General features: G+C 61.1%; 12 protein-coding genes and 1 pseudogene. 3 read left to right on the top strand and 10 right to left on the bottom strand.

The features are described 5' to 3' along the window. Window positions 1-1085 precede the first annotated feature (1085 nt). Complete coding sequence (locus NKH95_RS22155) at window positions 1086-3149, top strand: carbamoyltransferase family protein (RefSeq protein WP_352893277.1); 2064 nt, start codon at window positions 1086-1088, stop codon at window positions 3147-3149. 115 nt (window positions 3150-3264) lie between these two features. Here the strand turns inward: NKH95_RS22155 and NKH95_RS22150 are convergent. From NKH95_RS22150 to NKH95_RS22140, 3 genes and pseudogenes are all read right to left on the bottom strand, one after another. After that, window positions 3265-3926 (bottom strand): annotated as a pseudogene (locus NKH95_RS22150) (transposase); the annotation flags it as partial. Window positions 3927-4744: 818 nt separating this feature from the next. Next, window positions 4745-5383 (bottom strand): FMN-binding negative transcriptional regulator, encoded by a 639-nt coding sequence (locus NKH95_RS22145; protein ID WP_352893149.1) that lies wholly within the window; start codon window positions 5381-5383, stop codon window positions 4745-4747. A gap of 49 nt (window positions 5384-5432) precedes the next feature. Continuing rightward, window positions 5433-6077, bottom strand: a complete 645-nt coding sequence (locus NKH95_RS22140; protein ID WP_352893148.1) for a helix-turn-helix domain-containing protein — start codon at window positions 6075-6077, stop codon at window positions 5433-5435. 89 nt (window positions 6078-6166) lie between these two features. Between NKH95_RS22140 and NKH95_RS22135 the strand changes: the two genes are divergently transcribed. Both NKH95_RS22135 and NKH95_RS22130 read left to right on the top strand, forming a co-directional pair. Then, window positions 6167-7312, top strand: coding sequence for a trans-sulfuration enzyme family protein (locus NKH95_RS22135; RefSeq protein WP_023740430.1), 1146 nt, complete (start codon window positions 6167-6169; stop codon window positions 7310-7312). Between the two features lie 545 nt (window positions 7313-7857). Next, window positions 7858-9504: an MFS transporter gene (locus NKH95_RS22130; RefSeq protein ID WP_031203413.1), complete on the top strand. Its 1647-nt coding sequence runs from the start codon at window positions 7858-7860 to the stop codon at window positions 9502-9504. A gap of 751 nt (window positions 9505-10255) precedes the next feature. Here NKH95_RS22130 and rlxS read toward each other — a convergent pair. The 7 genes from rlxS to NKH95_RS22095 all read right to left on the bottom strand — a co-directional run bounded on the left by rlxS (window position 10256) and on the right by NKH95_RS22095 (window position 16521). Then, window positions 10256-12226, bottom strand: a complete 1971-nt coding sequence (rlxS, locus tag NKH95_RS22125; protein WP_352893144.1) for a relaxase/mobilization nuclease RlxS — start codon at window positions 12224-12226, stop codon at window positions 10256-10258. A 185-nt stretch (window positions 12227-12411) separates the two neighbouring features. Further along, on the bottom strand, window positions 12412-13068 hold the full coding sequence (locus tag NKH95_RS22120; protein ID WP_502895304.1) for a lytic transglycosylase domain-containing protein: 657 nt from the start codon (window positions 13066-13068) through the stop codon (window positions 12412-12414). Between the two features lie 17 nt (window positions 13069-13085). Continuing rightward, entirely contained in the window at window positions 13086-13634 is a 549-nt protein-coding gene (locus NKH95_RS22115) for a S26 family signal peptidase (protein ID WP_352609710.1), read from the bottom strand. Beyond that, entirely contained in the window at window positions 13631-13900 is a 270-nt protein-coding gene (locus tag NKH95_RS22110; protein WP_352441132.1) for a helix-turn-helix transcriptional regulator, read from the bottom strand. The genes NKH95_RS22115 and NKH95_RS22110 overlap by 4 nt, the downstream gene beginning before the upstream one ends. Window positions 13901-14070: 170 nt before the next feature. Then, on the bottom strand, window positions 14071-14394 hold the full coding sequence (locus NKH95_RS22105) for a DUF736 domain-containing protein (protein WP_023762782.1): 324 nt from the start codon (window positions 14392-14394) through the stop codon (window positions 14071-14073). A 656-nt stretch (window positions 14395-15050) separates the two neighbouring features. After that, window positions 15051-15275, bottom strand: a complete 225-nt coding sequence (locus tag NKH95_RS22100) for a hypothetical protein (RefSeq protein WP_155923851.1) — start codon at window positions 15273-15275, stop codon at window positions 15051-15053. A 283-nt stretch (window positions 15276-15558) separates the two neighbouring features. Then, entirely contained in the window at window positions 15559-16521 is a 963-nt protein-coding gene (locus NKH95_RS22095; protein WP_352893141.1) for an ArdC family protein, read from the bottom strand. Window positions 16522-16595 lie beyond the last annotated feature (74 nt).

The raw sequence follows: 16595 nt of genomic DNA, 5'->3' as shown, positions 1-16595 counted from the left end.
TTCCATTGGTCAAATTCCGGCGGCTGCCCGCTCCAATATCCGGTTTGGAGACGGCACCCCGTGTTCTGAACGACCACAGACGGGCCTTGGCGCCGGTTCCACTGAAGAACCGCTTTCGAGACGCAAACGCGTCCACTCCATGAAGAGCACAACCGTATAGCACCAGGAAGGCTAGCTACCTCCATCGCTTCGGAGACCCAGGAACCCTCAGAAAACCGAACCTCCCGAGCTCAGAGGCGCTCGTGATCACAATCGCGCTGGTGCGTGGATCATTGTTCAAGGGTTTGTCAATAGGCAGGCGAGATGGCCGATCGACATGATCTTCGCCCGATGCCCTACAAACACAATGCCAGCCGCTGTCACGGAGTCGCGAAGACGAAGGCAATGAGGGTCGACGCCGATACTCATCGTTTGGTTGACAGAGCGCTTGGAATGCCATGCGCTTCACATCGGAGTAGCCATCCGGGAAGCCTGAAGCGCTTTGAAAACGCATGTGCTGCGGCTGTTATTCATAGCGTGGATGACTTTGATCAAAACAATCGATTTCATCACTCTTCCGGAATCGTGCATGGACAAAAAAGAGCCTCACGCACCAATCACACGCTGCTCTATCGCGTGACGAAAGCTGCCTTAGGAATAATCCAAAGGAGAAAATCTTCGATGCGCCCTGACGTGCAGTGGAGGTCGTGCCGAGAAAGTGAGTTGCAACTGGCCGACAATGTCGGGCGGTGCGACCATGGTCGCTTCGGAGAATGAAATCGGGCCAGTTCACGGGGGCGGTACTGTTATTCGTCGACGGCCGCCCTTCCCAAGACAGGCGGCATCGCAAGTTGGTTCTGCCGATGAAAACACTATCGCCGGATACATGTCAGCAGCCGCTCAGGATTGGATGATCCAGCCAAGCTCTCGGCGTGATGGCACTGTAGGCGTCACAGTCGAAGCATCTCATTGATCGTTTATGGGGCTTTCTTCGATGCCGCTGATGCCTGACGGGCGGTCGCAGCTGCAGGCGACAACACGGCCTATTTAGTTGGAAACAGTCGAGGTAAGCCAATTTGGCTTCCCGTTACTATCTGGAGAAAGAAATGCTGTGCCTAGGAATCAGCGGCGGACTTGACCAAGTCCATGAAAACCGATTCGAGCGTCCGAACGCCTTTATGCACGATGGCGCCGCGGTGCTCGTCCGAGACGGAAAGGTGATAGCCGCCGTAGAAGAGGAACGCCTCAATCGAATCAAGCACTCGAACAAGCTGCCAAGTGGTTCGATTCAATACTGTCTCTCGACGGCCGGGGTTCAGCTCAGCGACATTGATCGTGTCGCGGTCTACGCCAGCGAGCCCTATGCCAACGCCATGCTTGAAGGTATGTCCGCTTCCCAACCGGACATTCTCTCCACTCCGTTGGATGCTAAAATGTTGGTGCAGAACCTGTTAGCGCGTGAGTTCGGCACTAAGTTGGACAGTTCGCGTATTTCATTCGTAGGTCATCATCAGGCGCACGCCGTGAGCGCCTTTGCAATGTCGGGCTTCGAACAAAGTCTCATTCTAGCGATTGATGGCTGTGGTGATTTCCTGTCGGGCCTTGTGGCGGTAGGGTCTGGCACAGAAATTACGCAAATCGAGGCTTTCCCGGAGGACAATTCTCTTGGGCTGTTTTATCTCGAGACGATCCGCTGTCTCGGCTACGGCATGTTCGACGAGTATAAGGTAATGGGACTCGCGCCCTATGGCGACCCCGCTCCCTATCGCGAGCTCTTCGAGCAGTTCTACGAGCTCTCCGCCAACGGTGGCTACCGTGTTCACCTCGACCGCATCGGTCCGGCGTTGCTCCGCAACATCGAGATCAGGCGAAAGGGAATGCCTTTCACCCAGCAGCATCGAGATGTGAGTGCGTCACTGCAGGAAGCGCTTGAGCGCATCGTGTTCCACATTCTCCGGCACCACCGTGAGGCCACCGGCATGAAGCGGTTGTGTCTGGCGGGAGGGGTAGCCCACAACTGCACGATGAACGGCAAGCTGCTGTATTCAGGGCTTTTCGAAGACATCTTCGTGCAACCCGCGTCTCACGACGCTGGCTGCGCATTGGGAGCTGCGCTGATAGTCTCTAACGAGATGGGCCGCCCCGCGCCGCGTGAGCGACTGCAGGAGGTCTATTGGGGTCCTGATCTCGGGAGCGACCGCGCCGTGGAACAGGAACTGAATGCATGGTCCGGACATCTCGAGGTTGAACGCTCTTATGACGTAGCGAGCAGTGCAGCCCACTGGATCACCAACGGCGCCGTGATCGGCTGGGTGCAGGGTCGTTCGGAGTTTGGGCCACGTGCGCTGGGCAACCGCAGCATTCTTGCCGACCCTCGGCCCGCTGCAAACAAGGACCGGATCAATGCCATGGTCAAGAAGCGCGAAGGCTATAGGCCTTTCGCACCATCTGTGCTGGAAGAGGATGCGAGCGAATTTTTCGACCTCCCGGACGGTAAACACGAATTTCCATTCATGAATTTCGTCGTTCGCGTGCGTGACTCAAAGCGCGCCTTGTTGGGTGCCATTACGCACGTCGACGGTACGGCTCGGCTGCAAACAGTATCGCGCGATGCCAACCCCGCTTACTGGGAGGTCATCAATGCGTTCAAGAAGCGGACAGGCACTCCAATTCTGCTCAATACGTCCTTTAACAACAATGCTGAACCGATCGTGGATACGGTTGCAGACGCGATTGCCACATTTTTGACGACAGAGCTGGATGGACTTGTGGTCGGGCCCTTCCTGGTAAAAAAACGGGCTGCAACGCTGCAGGATTGGACTGCGCTTTCGATTTCATTGCCTCCCTCAGTCTCCCTCCATCAAACCCGTGCTTACACAGCGCGAGATCATCAGGAGACTGTCTGCGAGATTATTCCGAACCACTCCAGCATTGACAGTGTGCGAATTTCAAACGACCTGTTTAATCTGCTGATGCGGATTGAGGGCGAAGCCGTGTTAAGCGATCACCTCAATATAATTGCGCCGGATCAAGCTGAGCATGAAGCTCTGATGAAGGACCTGCGAAGACTGTGGGAGCAGCGCCTGGTTCGGCTGCATCCCTCACAAGCCGCTCGGATGGATCATGGGTCCGATCAAACGCCGGACCAGCCTAATAGGCTATCAATGTGATAGAGATGCCGCTCAAGCTCGGCCAATCAATAGTGTTCATCGACCCCGCCTGCGAGCTCACCGCTGTGATTAGGGGGGTCGAGGTCGCCCTGGTCAGTATGCTTAGGAATGCTAGGGTCTGGCCTCGATATTGACCGGACTTCTGTGTCGAGAGGTCCAGCCCGCAGAACTTTAGAAACTGGCGATGATGACCTAAGCGGCGAAGATCGCCGGCTTCGGCAATGACGGTCAATGCCTCGATCGGTCCGATGCCCGGGATTTGTCGCAGGAGCTGATAATCCTGGCTGTGCCGCAGCAGATCGTCGGCCTGTGCTTCGATCTCATTGCGGTGCCGGATCAGGCTGCGTGCTTCGTCAATGACCATCTGGAACATGCGAATGGCAGGCGCATCAAGTGGCAGCGGCAATCCGATCGATGGGCGCGCCGTCTCGAAAATATCCATCAGAATCTGCGTCTTGCTGACCTTGCGGCCGACGACATCCCAAGCTGCTGCCACAAACTCCTCCTTCGTCAGCGCCGTGATGCTTGCTGGGGTCGAAAAGGCATCGAGGAAGGCAAAGAACCAATCGCTGCGCCTGTTCCCCCGGAAGCGATCGATCTCGGGAAAATACAGCGGCAGGTAGTTGTCAGGATGCGGTGCTGGATCTCGGTCTTGGCCCTGGCGATCGCTTCATGTGTCTTCGACAGTTCCTGCACGTCGTTGATGCCGGCTCGCAGCGGATCATGGTAGACCTGCGTCGCCTGGATCCTGAGCATGTGTAGGATCACCTGGGCATCGATCTTCTTGCCGAATATGACGCCGAAGGCCTTAAGAAGCCCAGGCATCTGTTCTCGATTTTGCCTACTAGGCTGACGAGAAGGTCGCGTGCCGACAGCAGCACCCGCACGACACAGGTGCCGTGGCTCTTGGTGCGAACCTACTTAAACCATCCGGTCCGTCCGATCTGGCAAGGCCCGCCGCTCGTCGGGGCCCGATTTGTTCGGCATCATCGAGAGGGCGGCGCTTGACACGATCGGAAGTCCGCGCTTCCTTAACTCGTTCCAGAGCCAGACCGCAAGCGGTCACGGCTCCATGCCGATCCGCTCCGTCTCCGCAGTTCACAGTCCCGCCCGCATCTCCCGGTCGGGCCCGGGTAGCCATTGCGCTGCAAGGCAGGTCTGATCGCTAGGGCGGCGCCCGCCACCATCTCCATCATCGGTTCCGCGACATAGCCAATCATCTCCCGTAAGAGAAGTGCTTTCAGGCAAGTTCCGCAGGTTCAAGGAGATCGTTGACGGCGCCGCCACTTGGGAGCTGCGTCGAGCGCACGGTCGAGCTTGCCGCCCAAGGTACGTGGCTTCGAAACGCGCGCGATTGCGCCTCATTCAAAACCGGTAGCGGGTGGTCGCCGACATACAACGGGGCGCAGGCGACTGAAACGAACCCGTCGGCCACTACGGAGCAATCCTGCCGCCTGACCAGGCGCGTGGAAAAGTATCACAACGGTGACCACAGCGTCGCTTCAGGCCGTCAAAAGCTATTGCCGTGCGTCAAGGCGGGCTAGGTGACCCGTCGGGAAGCCGGCACCAGCGGCTTTGTCGGGACAAGACACATGCTATTGGGATTTGGCCGCCGCAGCCGCGAGCATCGCTTCTCCCATCGCAATGGCCCCTTGGGCACGCAGCATTTCACCAGGGTTCTGAATGTCGCGCACCTCTTTGTTCTGGCTGAGTTTTGATTTCCCAACCAGGCCGGTGATCTCGATCTCCAGAGCGACGATCGCCTTGACCATCGCGTCGATGAAGTCCTTCGGCGCGTCGCCCATCTTCCATGGGACCGGCTGCGAGGTTTCTTGCATATGAGTGAGCTTCGCCACGTTACGGCGTACATATCGCTCATCATCCCGGACAGTGATGCGTCCGTGGGCGTGGACGACGAGATAGTTCCACGTCGGCACCTGCTTGTGGAGTTCGTGCTTGCTTGGATACCAGTTCGGCGAGATGTAAGCGTCGGCCGCACGGAAGATAACGAGGACTTCATCTCCATTGGCGACTTCCTGCCAGACTGGATTCTTGCGGGCAACATGACAATTGAGGACGCCCTTGTCTCCCTTCGAGCGGTCAAGCTCAAAGGGGACGTGGTTCGCGTCGAGGATGCCTTTGCTTTGGGTGACGAGGATACCGAGCGGGTGTCTCTCGATAAGCTCGAACAGGGCGTTCTGATCAGGGACGGCAAAATGAGGCGGAACGTACAACGGTTTATCTCCTGTCGCGAATGTGCGGTTGTTAGTAATCGGCGGAGCCTTACGGAGCGGGCCCGGGCATCTTCGTTGCGGTTGACGAGCGCCCCGCATCTCGCTGTCCACCACGCTCAAGGACGGCCATCGAGAAGTGGGCGGGCACATCAGTTGCCGCCGCGTATGTGTGCGGTTGATCAGTGACAAGCCGCGCACTCTCGCCCTGGCTCAAAATTACTGCATGGGTACCAACCACGACACTCAGGGACCCCTGAGTCACCGAGATCAGCTCGCGCGTATCCGGACTGTGAGCGTCCGCGGAAAACACGTCGCCCGGCATCATGACCCAGCTCCACAGTTCGAACATCGTGCGTCCCGAGGTCGACGAATGCAGTTGCGCAGAGCTTCCCTTGGCGCTCGTCCAAAGCCTCCTGGTCTCTGTCCGCTCGATGGGAAGGCGCACCGTTGAAGGGTGCTCGTTCAACAAATCGGCCACCGAGAGCGAAAACGCCGCCGCCAGCCGACACAGTATGCCGATACTGGGGTTCGCCCTACCCTGCTCCAGCGCGACCACGGTTCCCTTTGACAGGCCACTTAGTTTAGCCAGGCGATCTAGGGTCAGGTTTTGTTCACGCCTCAAGTCTCGGATCCGGGCCGCTATCGCTTGCCCAAGGACCTGCTCGGCATCAAAGGCTGTCGTAACATCGGTCATTATGTTGACTTAGGACCTCGGCTCACCTATTGCGGTCAGTATAATGACCGGGGCGAAATTGCAACTGCCCGTTAGGAAGGAAATAACCGATGCGTTTTGAGACGAAGGCGATCCACTGCGGCCGAGGGGTCGACGCGTCCACGGGGGCCGTATCCATGCCGCTGCACACCAGCACGACGTTCGAACGCGGTGTCAACGGGTCATTTCCGTCCGGCTTCGAATACACAAGGGATGGAAATCCTACACGCAATGCGTTCGAGGCGGCCATGGCGACGCTTGAGGGAGGGGAAGACGGCATCGCCTTCGCTTCGGGCATGGCCGCAATCGCTGCAGTTTTCGAGAGCCATCCGTCGGCGGGTCGGATCGTTCTGCCGGATGACATGTATTTCGGCATTCGTTCGCTGATCGAAGAGACCGACATTGGGTCTCGCTTCGACTTTGCCCCAGTCGACATGCGCGATTTGGACGCTTTGCGCGCCGCGGTGACATCGAAGCGGACTGGCCTCGTCTGGATCGAGACGCCGTCAAACCCGATGATCCGCGTTGTCGACATTGCGGCCATCTGCGCAATCGCGCACGAGGCAAACGCCTTGGCGGTGGTGGACAATACGTGGGCCACCCCAGTGCTTCAACTGCCACTCGAAATCGGGGCAGACGCAGTGATGCACTCGGCGACAAAGTACATTGGCGGCCACTCGGATTTGATGGCCGGTGTCGTCATTGTCCCAAACGCGTCACCCCTCGGTCGCCCATTGCGGATGGTCCAGAAACACAAGGGCAGCGTCGCAGCGCCCTTCGACTGTTGGCTGGCGTTGCGGGGCCTGCAGACATTGCCGGTCCGCATGCGCGCCCATTGCGAAGGCGCCCAGAAAGTGGCCGAGGCCCTGGCGTCTCATCCGCGCGTCGAAAAAGTGCTCTTTCCTGGTCTGCAAACTGATCCGGGACACGATCTTGCTACGCGGCAAATGAGCCATTACGGAGCGATGCTATCCTTCATCGTCGAGGGCGGAGCCGATGCTGCAATGGCCGTGGCCGGCCGCCTGAAGATTGTTGTCCGGGCGACAAGCCTTGGCGGGACGCATTCTCTGATAGAGCATCGCGCATCCGTTGAAGGTGCGAAGTCCAAAGCGCCAGGCGGATTGCTGCGAATTTCTGTAGGGCTTGAACATCCTCAGGACATCATCGATGACCTGATGCAGGCCCTAGGCGAAACCTGCAAAGCGGGAGTCCAATGACGGGTGCAAGAACTCTGGCGCCGCTTTATTTGGCGGCTGGCGCAGCCGACGATCGGCAGAACAATGTTCCTGCTGAGTAGAACGCACGTCCTCTGGTGAACCGCTACCGCCGTGTCGCATCGTCTCGGGCGCGTGGTCGCATGGGTGATGAACGTCTTCGGGTTTCTGGACGATGGCCACGCGCCCGACCGGAAGCGGAAATACCCAGATTTGCCGTTGACCTCCTGCTGCTCGACCTCGTCGGAGATCGCGGTCAACAGATGGGATGGATGTGCTGGCACTACGGCAGTTTGACAAGCCGGCCATCGGGGCGCTAGCACCGTCCAAAGCCAAGAGTCGCAGGGCAGAACTGACCGCACCAAGCGGGCTGCGGGACCCATCAGCTAACGGCCAGGTTGGTACCTCAACGCGCATCAGCACCGTGGATGCCACATTGTCCTTGTTGCGAGCGCGATCTCGGAACTTCGTTGTGACGCAGTCAGTGCACAGAGCGCACCCTGTAAGCAAATGAGCGGAAGAACGACACCCAGTGGAGGTGAGAAGTGATGCGGCGTCAAGATCCTCCGCGCTTTGCGGCAAACACACTGATCCCTCTTCACAACCCGGTCTTTCGTTCTATCTGGACAGCCACGCAGATATCCAGCCTTGGCTGGCTGGTGCAGAGCGTGGCTATAAGCTGGCTCATGGCCACGATTTCAGCCTCCGATCTGATGGTTGCGCTCGTACAGGCTGCATCGACACTGCCCGCGTTCTTCTTGTCGATCCTTGCTGGAGCCATTGCAGACAGCTTCAGCCGCCGTGGCGTGATGCTTGCCGGACACTGCCTGATCGCACTGGCATCCACGGCGCTGGCACTCTCTGTGGGACTGGGCTTTGCTAGTCCATGGCTGATCCTGGGACTGAGTTTCTTGGCCGGATGCGGCTTTGCCTTGAACGATCCAGCCTGGCACGCCTCGGTCGGCGATATCCTGGAAAAGCGCGACATACCCGCTGCAGTGACGCTGATGTCGGTGGGGTACAACGTGGTTCGGAGCATAGGACCGGCGCTGGGGGGTGTAATCTTAGCTTTGCTGGGCCCCCTTACGGCTTTCGCCCTCGCCGCGCTAAGTGACCTGGTCCCGTTGAGCGCTGTTTTGCGCTCACAGTGGCAAGTTCGCTCTTCGCCTCTTCCGCGCGAGCGGATGACTACGGCCATTCATGATGGCATGCGATTCACGGCGATATCCTCAGAGATCAGAGTGGCGATCGTGCGTGCAACCCTGTTCGGGCTATCAAGCATCTCGATCCTTGCTTTGCTCCCCCTCCTGGTTCGCGACCAACTGGCGGGAGGGCCAATTGTGTACGGCGTGCTATTGGCCGGCTTCGGCACAGGCGCCTTCATCGCCGGCATTGGCAGCAGCTACTTGAGACGCATCACGTCCCAGAACCGATTGATCACGCTCGCATCCGTTGCTTGCGCAACGTGCTGCCTTTTGATGGCCCTCACATCGTCGGTGGCTGTGGCGGCGATCGCGCTTGCAATCGGTGGCGCTGGCTGGGTTGTCACCTGGACCGGAACCGACGTGTGTGTGCAGTTGGCAAGCCCAAGGTGGGTCGTTGGTCGCACCCTGTCCATTTATTACGCCCTGACCTACGGCGGCATGGCAGCGGGTAGCTGGATCTGGGGTGCTGTCGCGCAGTACTATTCGCTGACGTGGGCTTTGGAAGGTGCTGCAGCGGCACTGTTGCTGGTCGCGGCTGTGGGAAAGCTATTGCCGGTGCGGCTATGGGAGGAATCGGATCAAGCGGCCGTCGACTTCAGGCCACCAGAACTGGCCCTCCCTTTGAAGCCCAGGAGCGGTCCGATTGTGATCAAGGTGGAGTACTCGATACTCGAGGAGAGTATCGATGAATTTCTGAGCTGCATGCGCGAAAGGCGGCGCGTTCAGAGCCGCGCCGGTGCGCGGGACTGGACCCTCCAGCGAGACCTTCAGAAGTCGACGCTTTGGACCGAGACATTCCGCACGCCGACATGGACGGACTATCTTCGTCTAAACCATCGACTAACGGTGAATGACAGGGACATAGGCGAGCGCCTTGCCGCTCTGCACATGGGTGATTCTCCGCCTCGCATCTCACTTTCAATCGAGCGGTCGACAAGCCCCGCCCCCGGCAGCCAAGTCCAGCCTGTGCCTTTTGTATCGCGCCCGTGAGAAAACCAAGACTTGTCTGGGCTTGGACACGGAACGAGCTACTCCTTAATTTGTTGAGCCTGCCCGGATTGCAAATCGTTCCGGCCGGTTAGGCGAGCATGAGGATTCGCGTGGCAATTATGTCCATGCGGGTCCCATGTTCAGCCCGACACCCCCCTCTCTGCCGCCAGATCGGCTGAGCACGGATTCAGGTCGCCTGTCCTTTGCATAGCGGCGGGCAACGAATAGCAAGGGGGCGGAGGGTATCCCCGTCTGCGAAGCGGGCAGAGGAGGATCCGCAAGGCGGGTTGCTGGGGAGACGGGCCGCGCGCCTCTTTCCGCCTAGTTTTCTCCGTTACAAAGTCCCCCCGGGACGGACTGCCAGTTCACGACAGGGCCAACAGCATGCTCGGACGGGCGACCGCCGCGTCTGCCGGTCCTGCGAGTAGAACAAGATCGGGAAGTGCGGCTTCATCCTCGATGCCAGAACTCGCGTCGCCGTACCGCGGCCGCCAGAGCCCTTTGCGCTGTCGCGAGTCAGCCCACCTTTCTAGCTGGCAGCCCATCGGGAGCCGATCCGCAGCACCTGTCGGCGCGCCTTCCGTGTCAACGCAGAACATGATGCATATTCCCAGCGCTTTTTGACAGAGCGAACTACAAAATGCAGAACACTGACTCTCCGCCAAATGAATGCTGCGAGCAAGCAGCAGGCGGAGGAACTCCGTCTGGGCTGAGTATGTGTTTCAACGCGGACAAATAAATTATAGCCAGTTCACGAAACGCCGGGCCCGCTCCTCTGGCGACCGATCGTCCAGGAAATCCCCTCGGCGCGCACCACGCCAGACACCTCCTTGCCGATATGATGCTCAAGCACCGGCCGCCAAGGCACCAGCGTGAACTCGCGCGATTTCTCGATGACACCGTATTTTCCGCCGGCGAGCTCGACGCAGCAGCGCAGCGTTCCGTCTATTCGATTGCCATGCCGCGCTTCAGAATACGAGAGCCCGAGTTCGTCCGAGAGCTGACTGGCAACACGGTTCAGCTCTCGTTGGCGCAGCATTGAAAGCATGTTGGCGCGATAGATGACCCGATCCTGCGCATCATGGGCAAGACCTTGCGCGATCAGCCACTGCTGTCGGCGGGCCTGGACCTGACGTACTTCGCGACCGAAGCCAGAGTCGCGCAAGGACTCAGGGTGGGCTGATACCAGCTCCTGGTCGATCCAGGTGGCGCCGTCGAAGCCTACTTGGCTCTCCAGCGGCATTGATGAGAGCTTGTCGACGACAACAGGCTGGGCCCTCGCTCGCTGACGCTCGTAATCCGCGACGCGGTTGAGATGGTCGGGCGCGACTGTCCATGTACCGTCCGGCTCGCGCTCGACGCCACCGGTCGCACGGCGGATCGCCTCCAGTCGCCGCACGTGCGTTTCGGCAAAGCGTTCGGTGGCCGAGGGGTCATGCTTGAGATGGATATCGATGCTGTAGCGCCCGTCGTTGACCGTGGCGATGCCGGCAATTGTGCGGTCGACTTTTCTTGGCCCGGTGTCCCTCGGCCTGACCCGCACTATGCAGCCCTCTGGTGTCGGTTGGGTGGCCTCGCCTTTGCCGATATCAAAATAGTGGCTTTTGCCGTCCACGCCGTCGACGACGAGGTAATGGCGGTCAGTGATTTCGTCGGCCAGCCCGCGCCCGACGACACGTCCGACCACGGTTTGAGCCGACCCGTCGCATCGATCGTGGATAAGATGGTCGGCGGCACTGCGGACGAGCCCCTTGCCGGTCAGCTCGCGATGGATGGTCTTGACGATGTCCCCGCGCGCGCCGATGCGGCGTAGCGTGGCTTCGAGCTCATCCTCCAGGCGCCAGCGACCGGCAGGCATCTCCTCGGCGAGGCCCATCCGCTCGAGCTTGCGCAGGCGGCCCTGGTGCAGCGTCTGGCGAAAGGTGTCTCGGCTGGCCAGTGAGACACACCCCTCATCGTCGCGCATGCGCATCAGCTGCCGGTCGATGCTGGTGAAGCGTTCCTGCTCCATCTCCTGGCGCAAGCGCTGCTCGATCTCGCGGTCGGTGCGCGGGCCAAGGTCGAGGCTAACCAGTTCGGCTGCGCGCTCGCGCAAGCCAGAGGAGATGTAGTCCCGCGCTATGACGAGGTTTTCGCCGTGATTGTCCCTGCCGCGCACGATGATGTGGGTGTGGGGATGGCCGGTGTTGAAATGGTCGACGGCCACCCAGTCTAGCCTGGTGCCGAGGTCTTCTTCCATTTGCGCCATGAGGCGACGGGTGAGCGGCTTCAGGTCATCATACTCGATACCGTCTTCAGGGGCGACGATGAAGCGGAACTGATGACGGTCACCGTTCGCGCGATCGAGAAAGGCCCTGCCGTCCGCGCGGTCATTGTCGGCAGCGTAGAGCTCGCCACGCTCGCCTTCCAGGGTGACGCCGTCGCGCTGGAGGTAGCGGAGGTGCGCACGAGCCCCGTCGACTCCCTTGCCGGCCAGCTTGACGATGCGTGCCTTGAGGACTGCGCGCCGCTGCCGAAACGCCGCGTGGCGGTCGCGCGCTCTAAGAACGGCGGCAGCGGCCCCGCCGCGCCCCACCCGGCTTCCGATGAAGCGGCTGCCGCGTCCGCTCCTGCCGCCTGCTCGGTTGACCGCGGCCTGCACCTGGCCAGCGTAGCGTTTGCCCGCCTTCGAGCCGCGCGAGCCAATTTTGCCGAGCTTCGGCGTGAATTCGTTATCCTGCATGCGGCCTCCGATGAACCAGCAGCAAAATCAGAAGCTTGCCCGCCACACCCTCCTGGACTCGGAGGCAACCTCCGGGGAAAACGATGTGCAGACAGACACTTCGCCGCCTCCAGGAGGCGCTGCCTTTATCTTGCCTTCCGCCGACCTGCCCCTGGCCCCCGCCCGAACCACGGTAGCTGCTGCCGTCACCTGCGATCCGGCCGGCCTGACCTTGCTCGCTCCGATCCGAGCGGCACCAGGAGTTGGCCATTCGGGCCGGTCACGGAAACACCGTTTCGGAGAAAAAACAGCGACTGCCCGGACGGGATTCCCGGCGCGCTTTTGGAACGGGATTTGCCGGTGAACGCGTCCATATCGGCGGCCGAAATGCCCGCCGCCTTGATCTCTTCCAGATACGAAACCGTCTCGCTGGGCAGCGGTCGCCCGCGCTGCAAATGCTGCTCGTAGCGCTCCGGCCCGGCGTTATAGGCTGCAAACAGGCCTGGAAATCCGAAGCGGTCATACATGGCGCGCAGATAGGCAGTGCCTGCCAGAATGTTGTCGCGAGGGTCGTGCGGGACGGCTCCCAGGCCAAGCTGTGCGCGCAACTCCTCGTAGGTGCCTGGCATCACCTGCATGAGGCCAATGGCGCCGGCGCTCGACGTGACCGGCCGCCCATTGAGCGTCGTCTGCCCCCGGCTTTCGGCATCCATGACGGCATAAATCCAGGTCTGTGGAATGCTGAAACGCCGGCTTGCTTCGGCTACGAAGGGCTGCCATCTTGCAAGCTGCGGACTATGGGAGATGACGACCGGCTTCGTGTTGGTCGCGGCGGAACAGGAGCATGGTGCGAGACACGCCATGCTCAGCATAAGGAGGGTCACTCGGTCCATAGCGGCACGAGCCTCCCGATGATATTTTCGGTCGGCACCGGCCCGAAATAGCGGCTGTCGAACGAGCGATCTTTATCGCTGCCGAGCAGGAAAACCTCGTCGGCGGCGAGTTTTCGGCATGCATTCCACCAAGGCAGCGGACGGTGCTGCGTGTCGGTTGCAAGCCGGCGCGCGGCTATCTCGCCGCCGATGATGATGGCGTCGCCGAAGGTGCAGACATGCTCGCCGGGCAGCGCCGCAAGGCGCTTGACCAGCGGCACGTTGCTGGGCAGATAGAAGCGTTCGGCGGCGAGATCGGCGACCGGTCTTGGTGGGCGGACGAGTACGAGATCACCACGAGCGGGCGATCCGGATGCGGCGCGATAGAGGCCGACCGGCGCACTCGCCGAGGCGTTCCAGACCAGCCATGGCGATGGTTTGCCGAAGGCGGCGAAGCCGATCAGGCCAAGGCCGATTGTGACAACGACGATCGTCTTGCGGGCTCGAATGCGACGCAGATGGCTGCCGATCACACGGATGGTGGGACGCCGGCTCATGAGCGGCCTCCCTCACCGGCCGAGCCGGATTCGTGCCCGCCATCCTCGGGCGCGGTCTCCTGCGCGTGCCCCTTCGACCAGTCGTCGAGTTCGTCGATGTGATAGCGGACATAGCGGCCGTGCTTGCGGAATTGTGGGCCACCGCCTTTGAGGCGCATCTTCTCCAGCGTGCGCTGGGACAGCCCGATATAGAAGGCCGCCTGCGCGGTGTTGAGAAACGGACTGCCCTTCTTGGCGCGGGCTGCGCGTTCGTTTTCGTCGTCCATGATGATCCTCGGTTCGTTACGGGCAAGCGAGGCGAGGATCGGCGAGCGAGATCGTTTTGGGGACGGGCGAAGAGTGGGGGGCGAGTTTTCGCGGCCCCCTTCGGCGGCCTCACGGGTCCTGAGAGAGGCCCTGCGCCGGTTGGCGGCGCAGGGCTTTGCGGGTCGGCCGGTCAGTCGACCGGGTTCCAGATGATGGCGTAAGTGTCGTCGTCATCCTGGCCGGCGGCGCGGCCCAGATTGGCGTAGAGCTTGCGCGGGCCAAACTCGGGGGCCGCAATCGACAGGCTCACATAGTCCTTGCCGGAGGTCTCGCCGGTGCGGATCCAGGCCGCACCCACTTCGACCCCTTGCGTCAGCACCCGGAAGTCGGGATGGGTGTCGGCGCTCTTTGCCTGATTGGGCACGATGTCGATGTCGGCGCGGACGCTGAGCGTCTTGAGCTGGCCCTTGTAGCCGCCGTTTTCCTGTTTGGTGACGTATCCGATTGCGGTCATTTTCAGTCTCCTCTTGGTGCTCGCAGGGGACCATTCCCCTGCGATGGCGGACCGTGATGGGCGCGTCCGGACCGCCGGAACCGGCACGGCCGCAGCGATAGCGGAGGACCCGAGCGGGGAGTTTTTTTGAAGCGAAGCGGCGCGAGGAAGCCGCCGCAGGCGGCGGGGAAAAAAGCTGCCGGCGAGGGTTTCGGGCCGGCCGGATCCGCCCATAGGTCGTCAAGCCAGGCGCAGGGGAATGGTCCCTGAGACACAATGGAGACAGGTTGCGCGATCGGGGGCACAACGAGCAGGCGGCAATATGCGGGGGGCCGGCGGCGCGGGCTCTCTCGGCAATCGGATGTACAATTGGCGCCATGCGCCTGGCGCCTCAGCAAGCAATCCGGGGCGGTGCGGGGCTGCCGAAATGGGGGCGAATTGGCGTTGGAATTTATCGCACGCGGCACTGGCTCGGCAAGACGATCAATCGGAGCCGGCGCGGCCCGGAGCGGCGCGCGCGTCCTCAGCGGCAGTACTCGAGAAAACGCCGCTCGGGCCGTGATCGACTATTCGCGCACGAACAGCGACTGCTTCCTTGCGCACAGATCGGCGAATAGGAAGCCTCGCGGCTGGTGTAGCTTTCGGCCGGGAATTTCACCCAGCACGGCAGCCAGGTCTCAACCTGAAGCGGCCATTCTCGACGCCAGGGTAGTCTCGGTTTGGGACTCGACCTTCCAGGCGAAATTGCTGTCGGCGACATGCTTGAAGCCGATCTCGGTGAGCATCGAATCGGCGATTTCCTCGTCGCGCAAGCGATCGAAAAGCCATCGTCCGGTTGCCACCATATGCCCACGACGCGCACGAGATTGTCGTCGCAGAGCGCCCACCTTGCGCGCGAACATGCCGGCGGCAGCAAGGGGTCGCGATTGCCGCCGGCCACCACGCTATTCTCGGTCCGGTGATCCGAGCAGGGCCAACAGCTTGTGCCGCATTTGCCGAATGCGGCGTCAGCCTTGCAGCCGGCAAGGCTGGCAGTCACTGTCTCGTTGGCTGCGCGCTGCGGCTCGGGGCGCACCTTGGCGATGCAGATCGGCATAGTTCAGCATCGGGCCGGTGAGTTCCGGCGCCGTCAGAAATGGGCATCTGCTCGCTTTGCGGCGTCGGCCAGTTGAGCATGGTGCATCGTCATGCCGCAATCCCTTCTTGCGCCTCGCCTTCGGCATCGGCCTGAAGGCCAAGCAGGAAATCGGCGGCCTTCGAAGCGAGGCTGGCGGCACGGAATATAGCGCGGTTGTCCTCGCGCAGCACCTTCAGCCATGAGCCGATGTAATCGGCGTGACGCACGGTCGGCTCGATGCCGAGATTGCTGCAGACGAAGGCGGCAGTGATTTCGGCGACGAATTCTTCACGCGCGTAAGCCTTGGAGCCGAACGAGCCGGAGAGGTCGCGAGCAAGCCGCGTCGGGTGGCCGGTCCAGTGGCCAAGCTCGTGAAAGCAGGTCCGGTAATAGTCGATCTGCTGGTGGAACGCTCGCTGCGGCGGCACCTGAATGTGGTCGCTGCCCGGCATGTAGAAAGCGCGATCGCCGCCGATCCTGAAATCCGCACCGCTGGCGCGAATCAGGGTTTCGGCCTGCGGCACGATCTCGCACTGAGGCAGCGGCTCGGCGGGGGCATGGAGGGGTTCCGGAAGATTGTCGCACTGCGCGACATTGAAGACGGTGAAGCGCTTCAGAAAAGGCACGGCCTGTGGTGCATCGCCCTCGTGGCGTGCGCGCTCCTTCTCGTCCTTGGGGACAAAGCGGTCGGCATGCACGATGGTCGTGCCGCGCTCGCCTTTCCTGACATTGCCGCCCAGGGCAAGCGCCTGCCGGAAGGTCAGCCAATTCTGGCTGGGATAGCCGCGCTCGATGACGGCGCCCCACAGGATGAGGATATTGATGCCGGAATAGCTGCGCCCCGTGGACGCATTCCTCGGCAGGCCAAGGCCTGCTTTTGCGCTGCCCCATGGCTTGACCCATGGCACGGTACCGCGCTCCAGCTCGGCAATGATGCGGTCTGTGATCTCCTGATAGAGGCTGGCGCCCGGGCGCCTGCCCTTGCCTGCGCCAGCCTCTCCGCTGGTGGTACGCTTGCTGTTTGCATGCATCGTTTCATCCTCCGCTCACCAATCGCCGCGCCTTTCCCCGGAAGCGGGGTGGGCGGCGAGTCGCGACCGGAAAG

It is taken from the genome of Mesorhizobium sp. M0848 (assembly GCF_040319805.1).
GTDB lineage: Bacteria > Pseudomonadota > Alphaproteobacteria > Rhizobiales > Rhizobiaceae > Mesorhizobium.
This window is presented reverse-complemented; position numbering and strand designations above follow the sequence as displayed.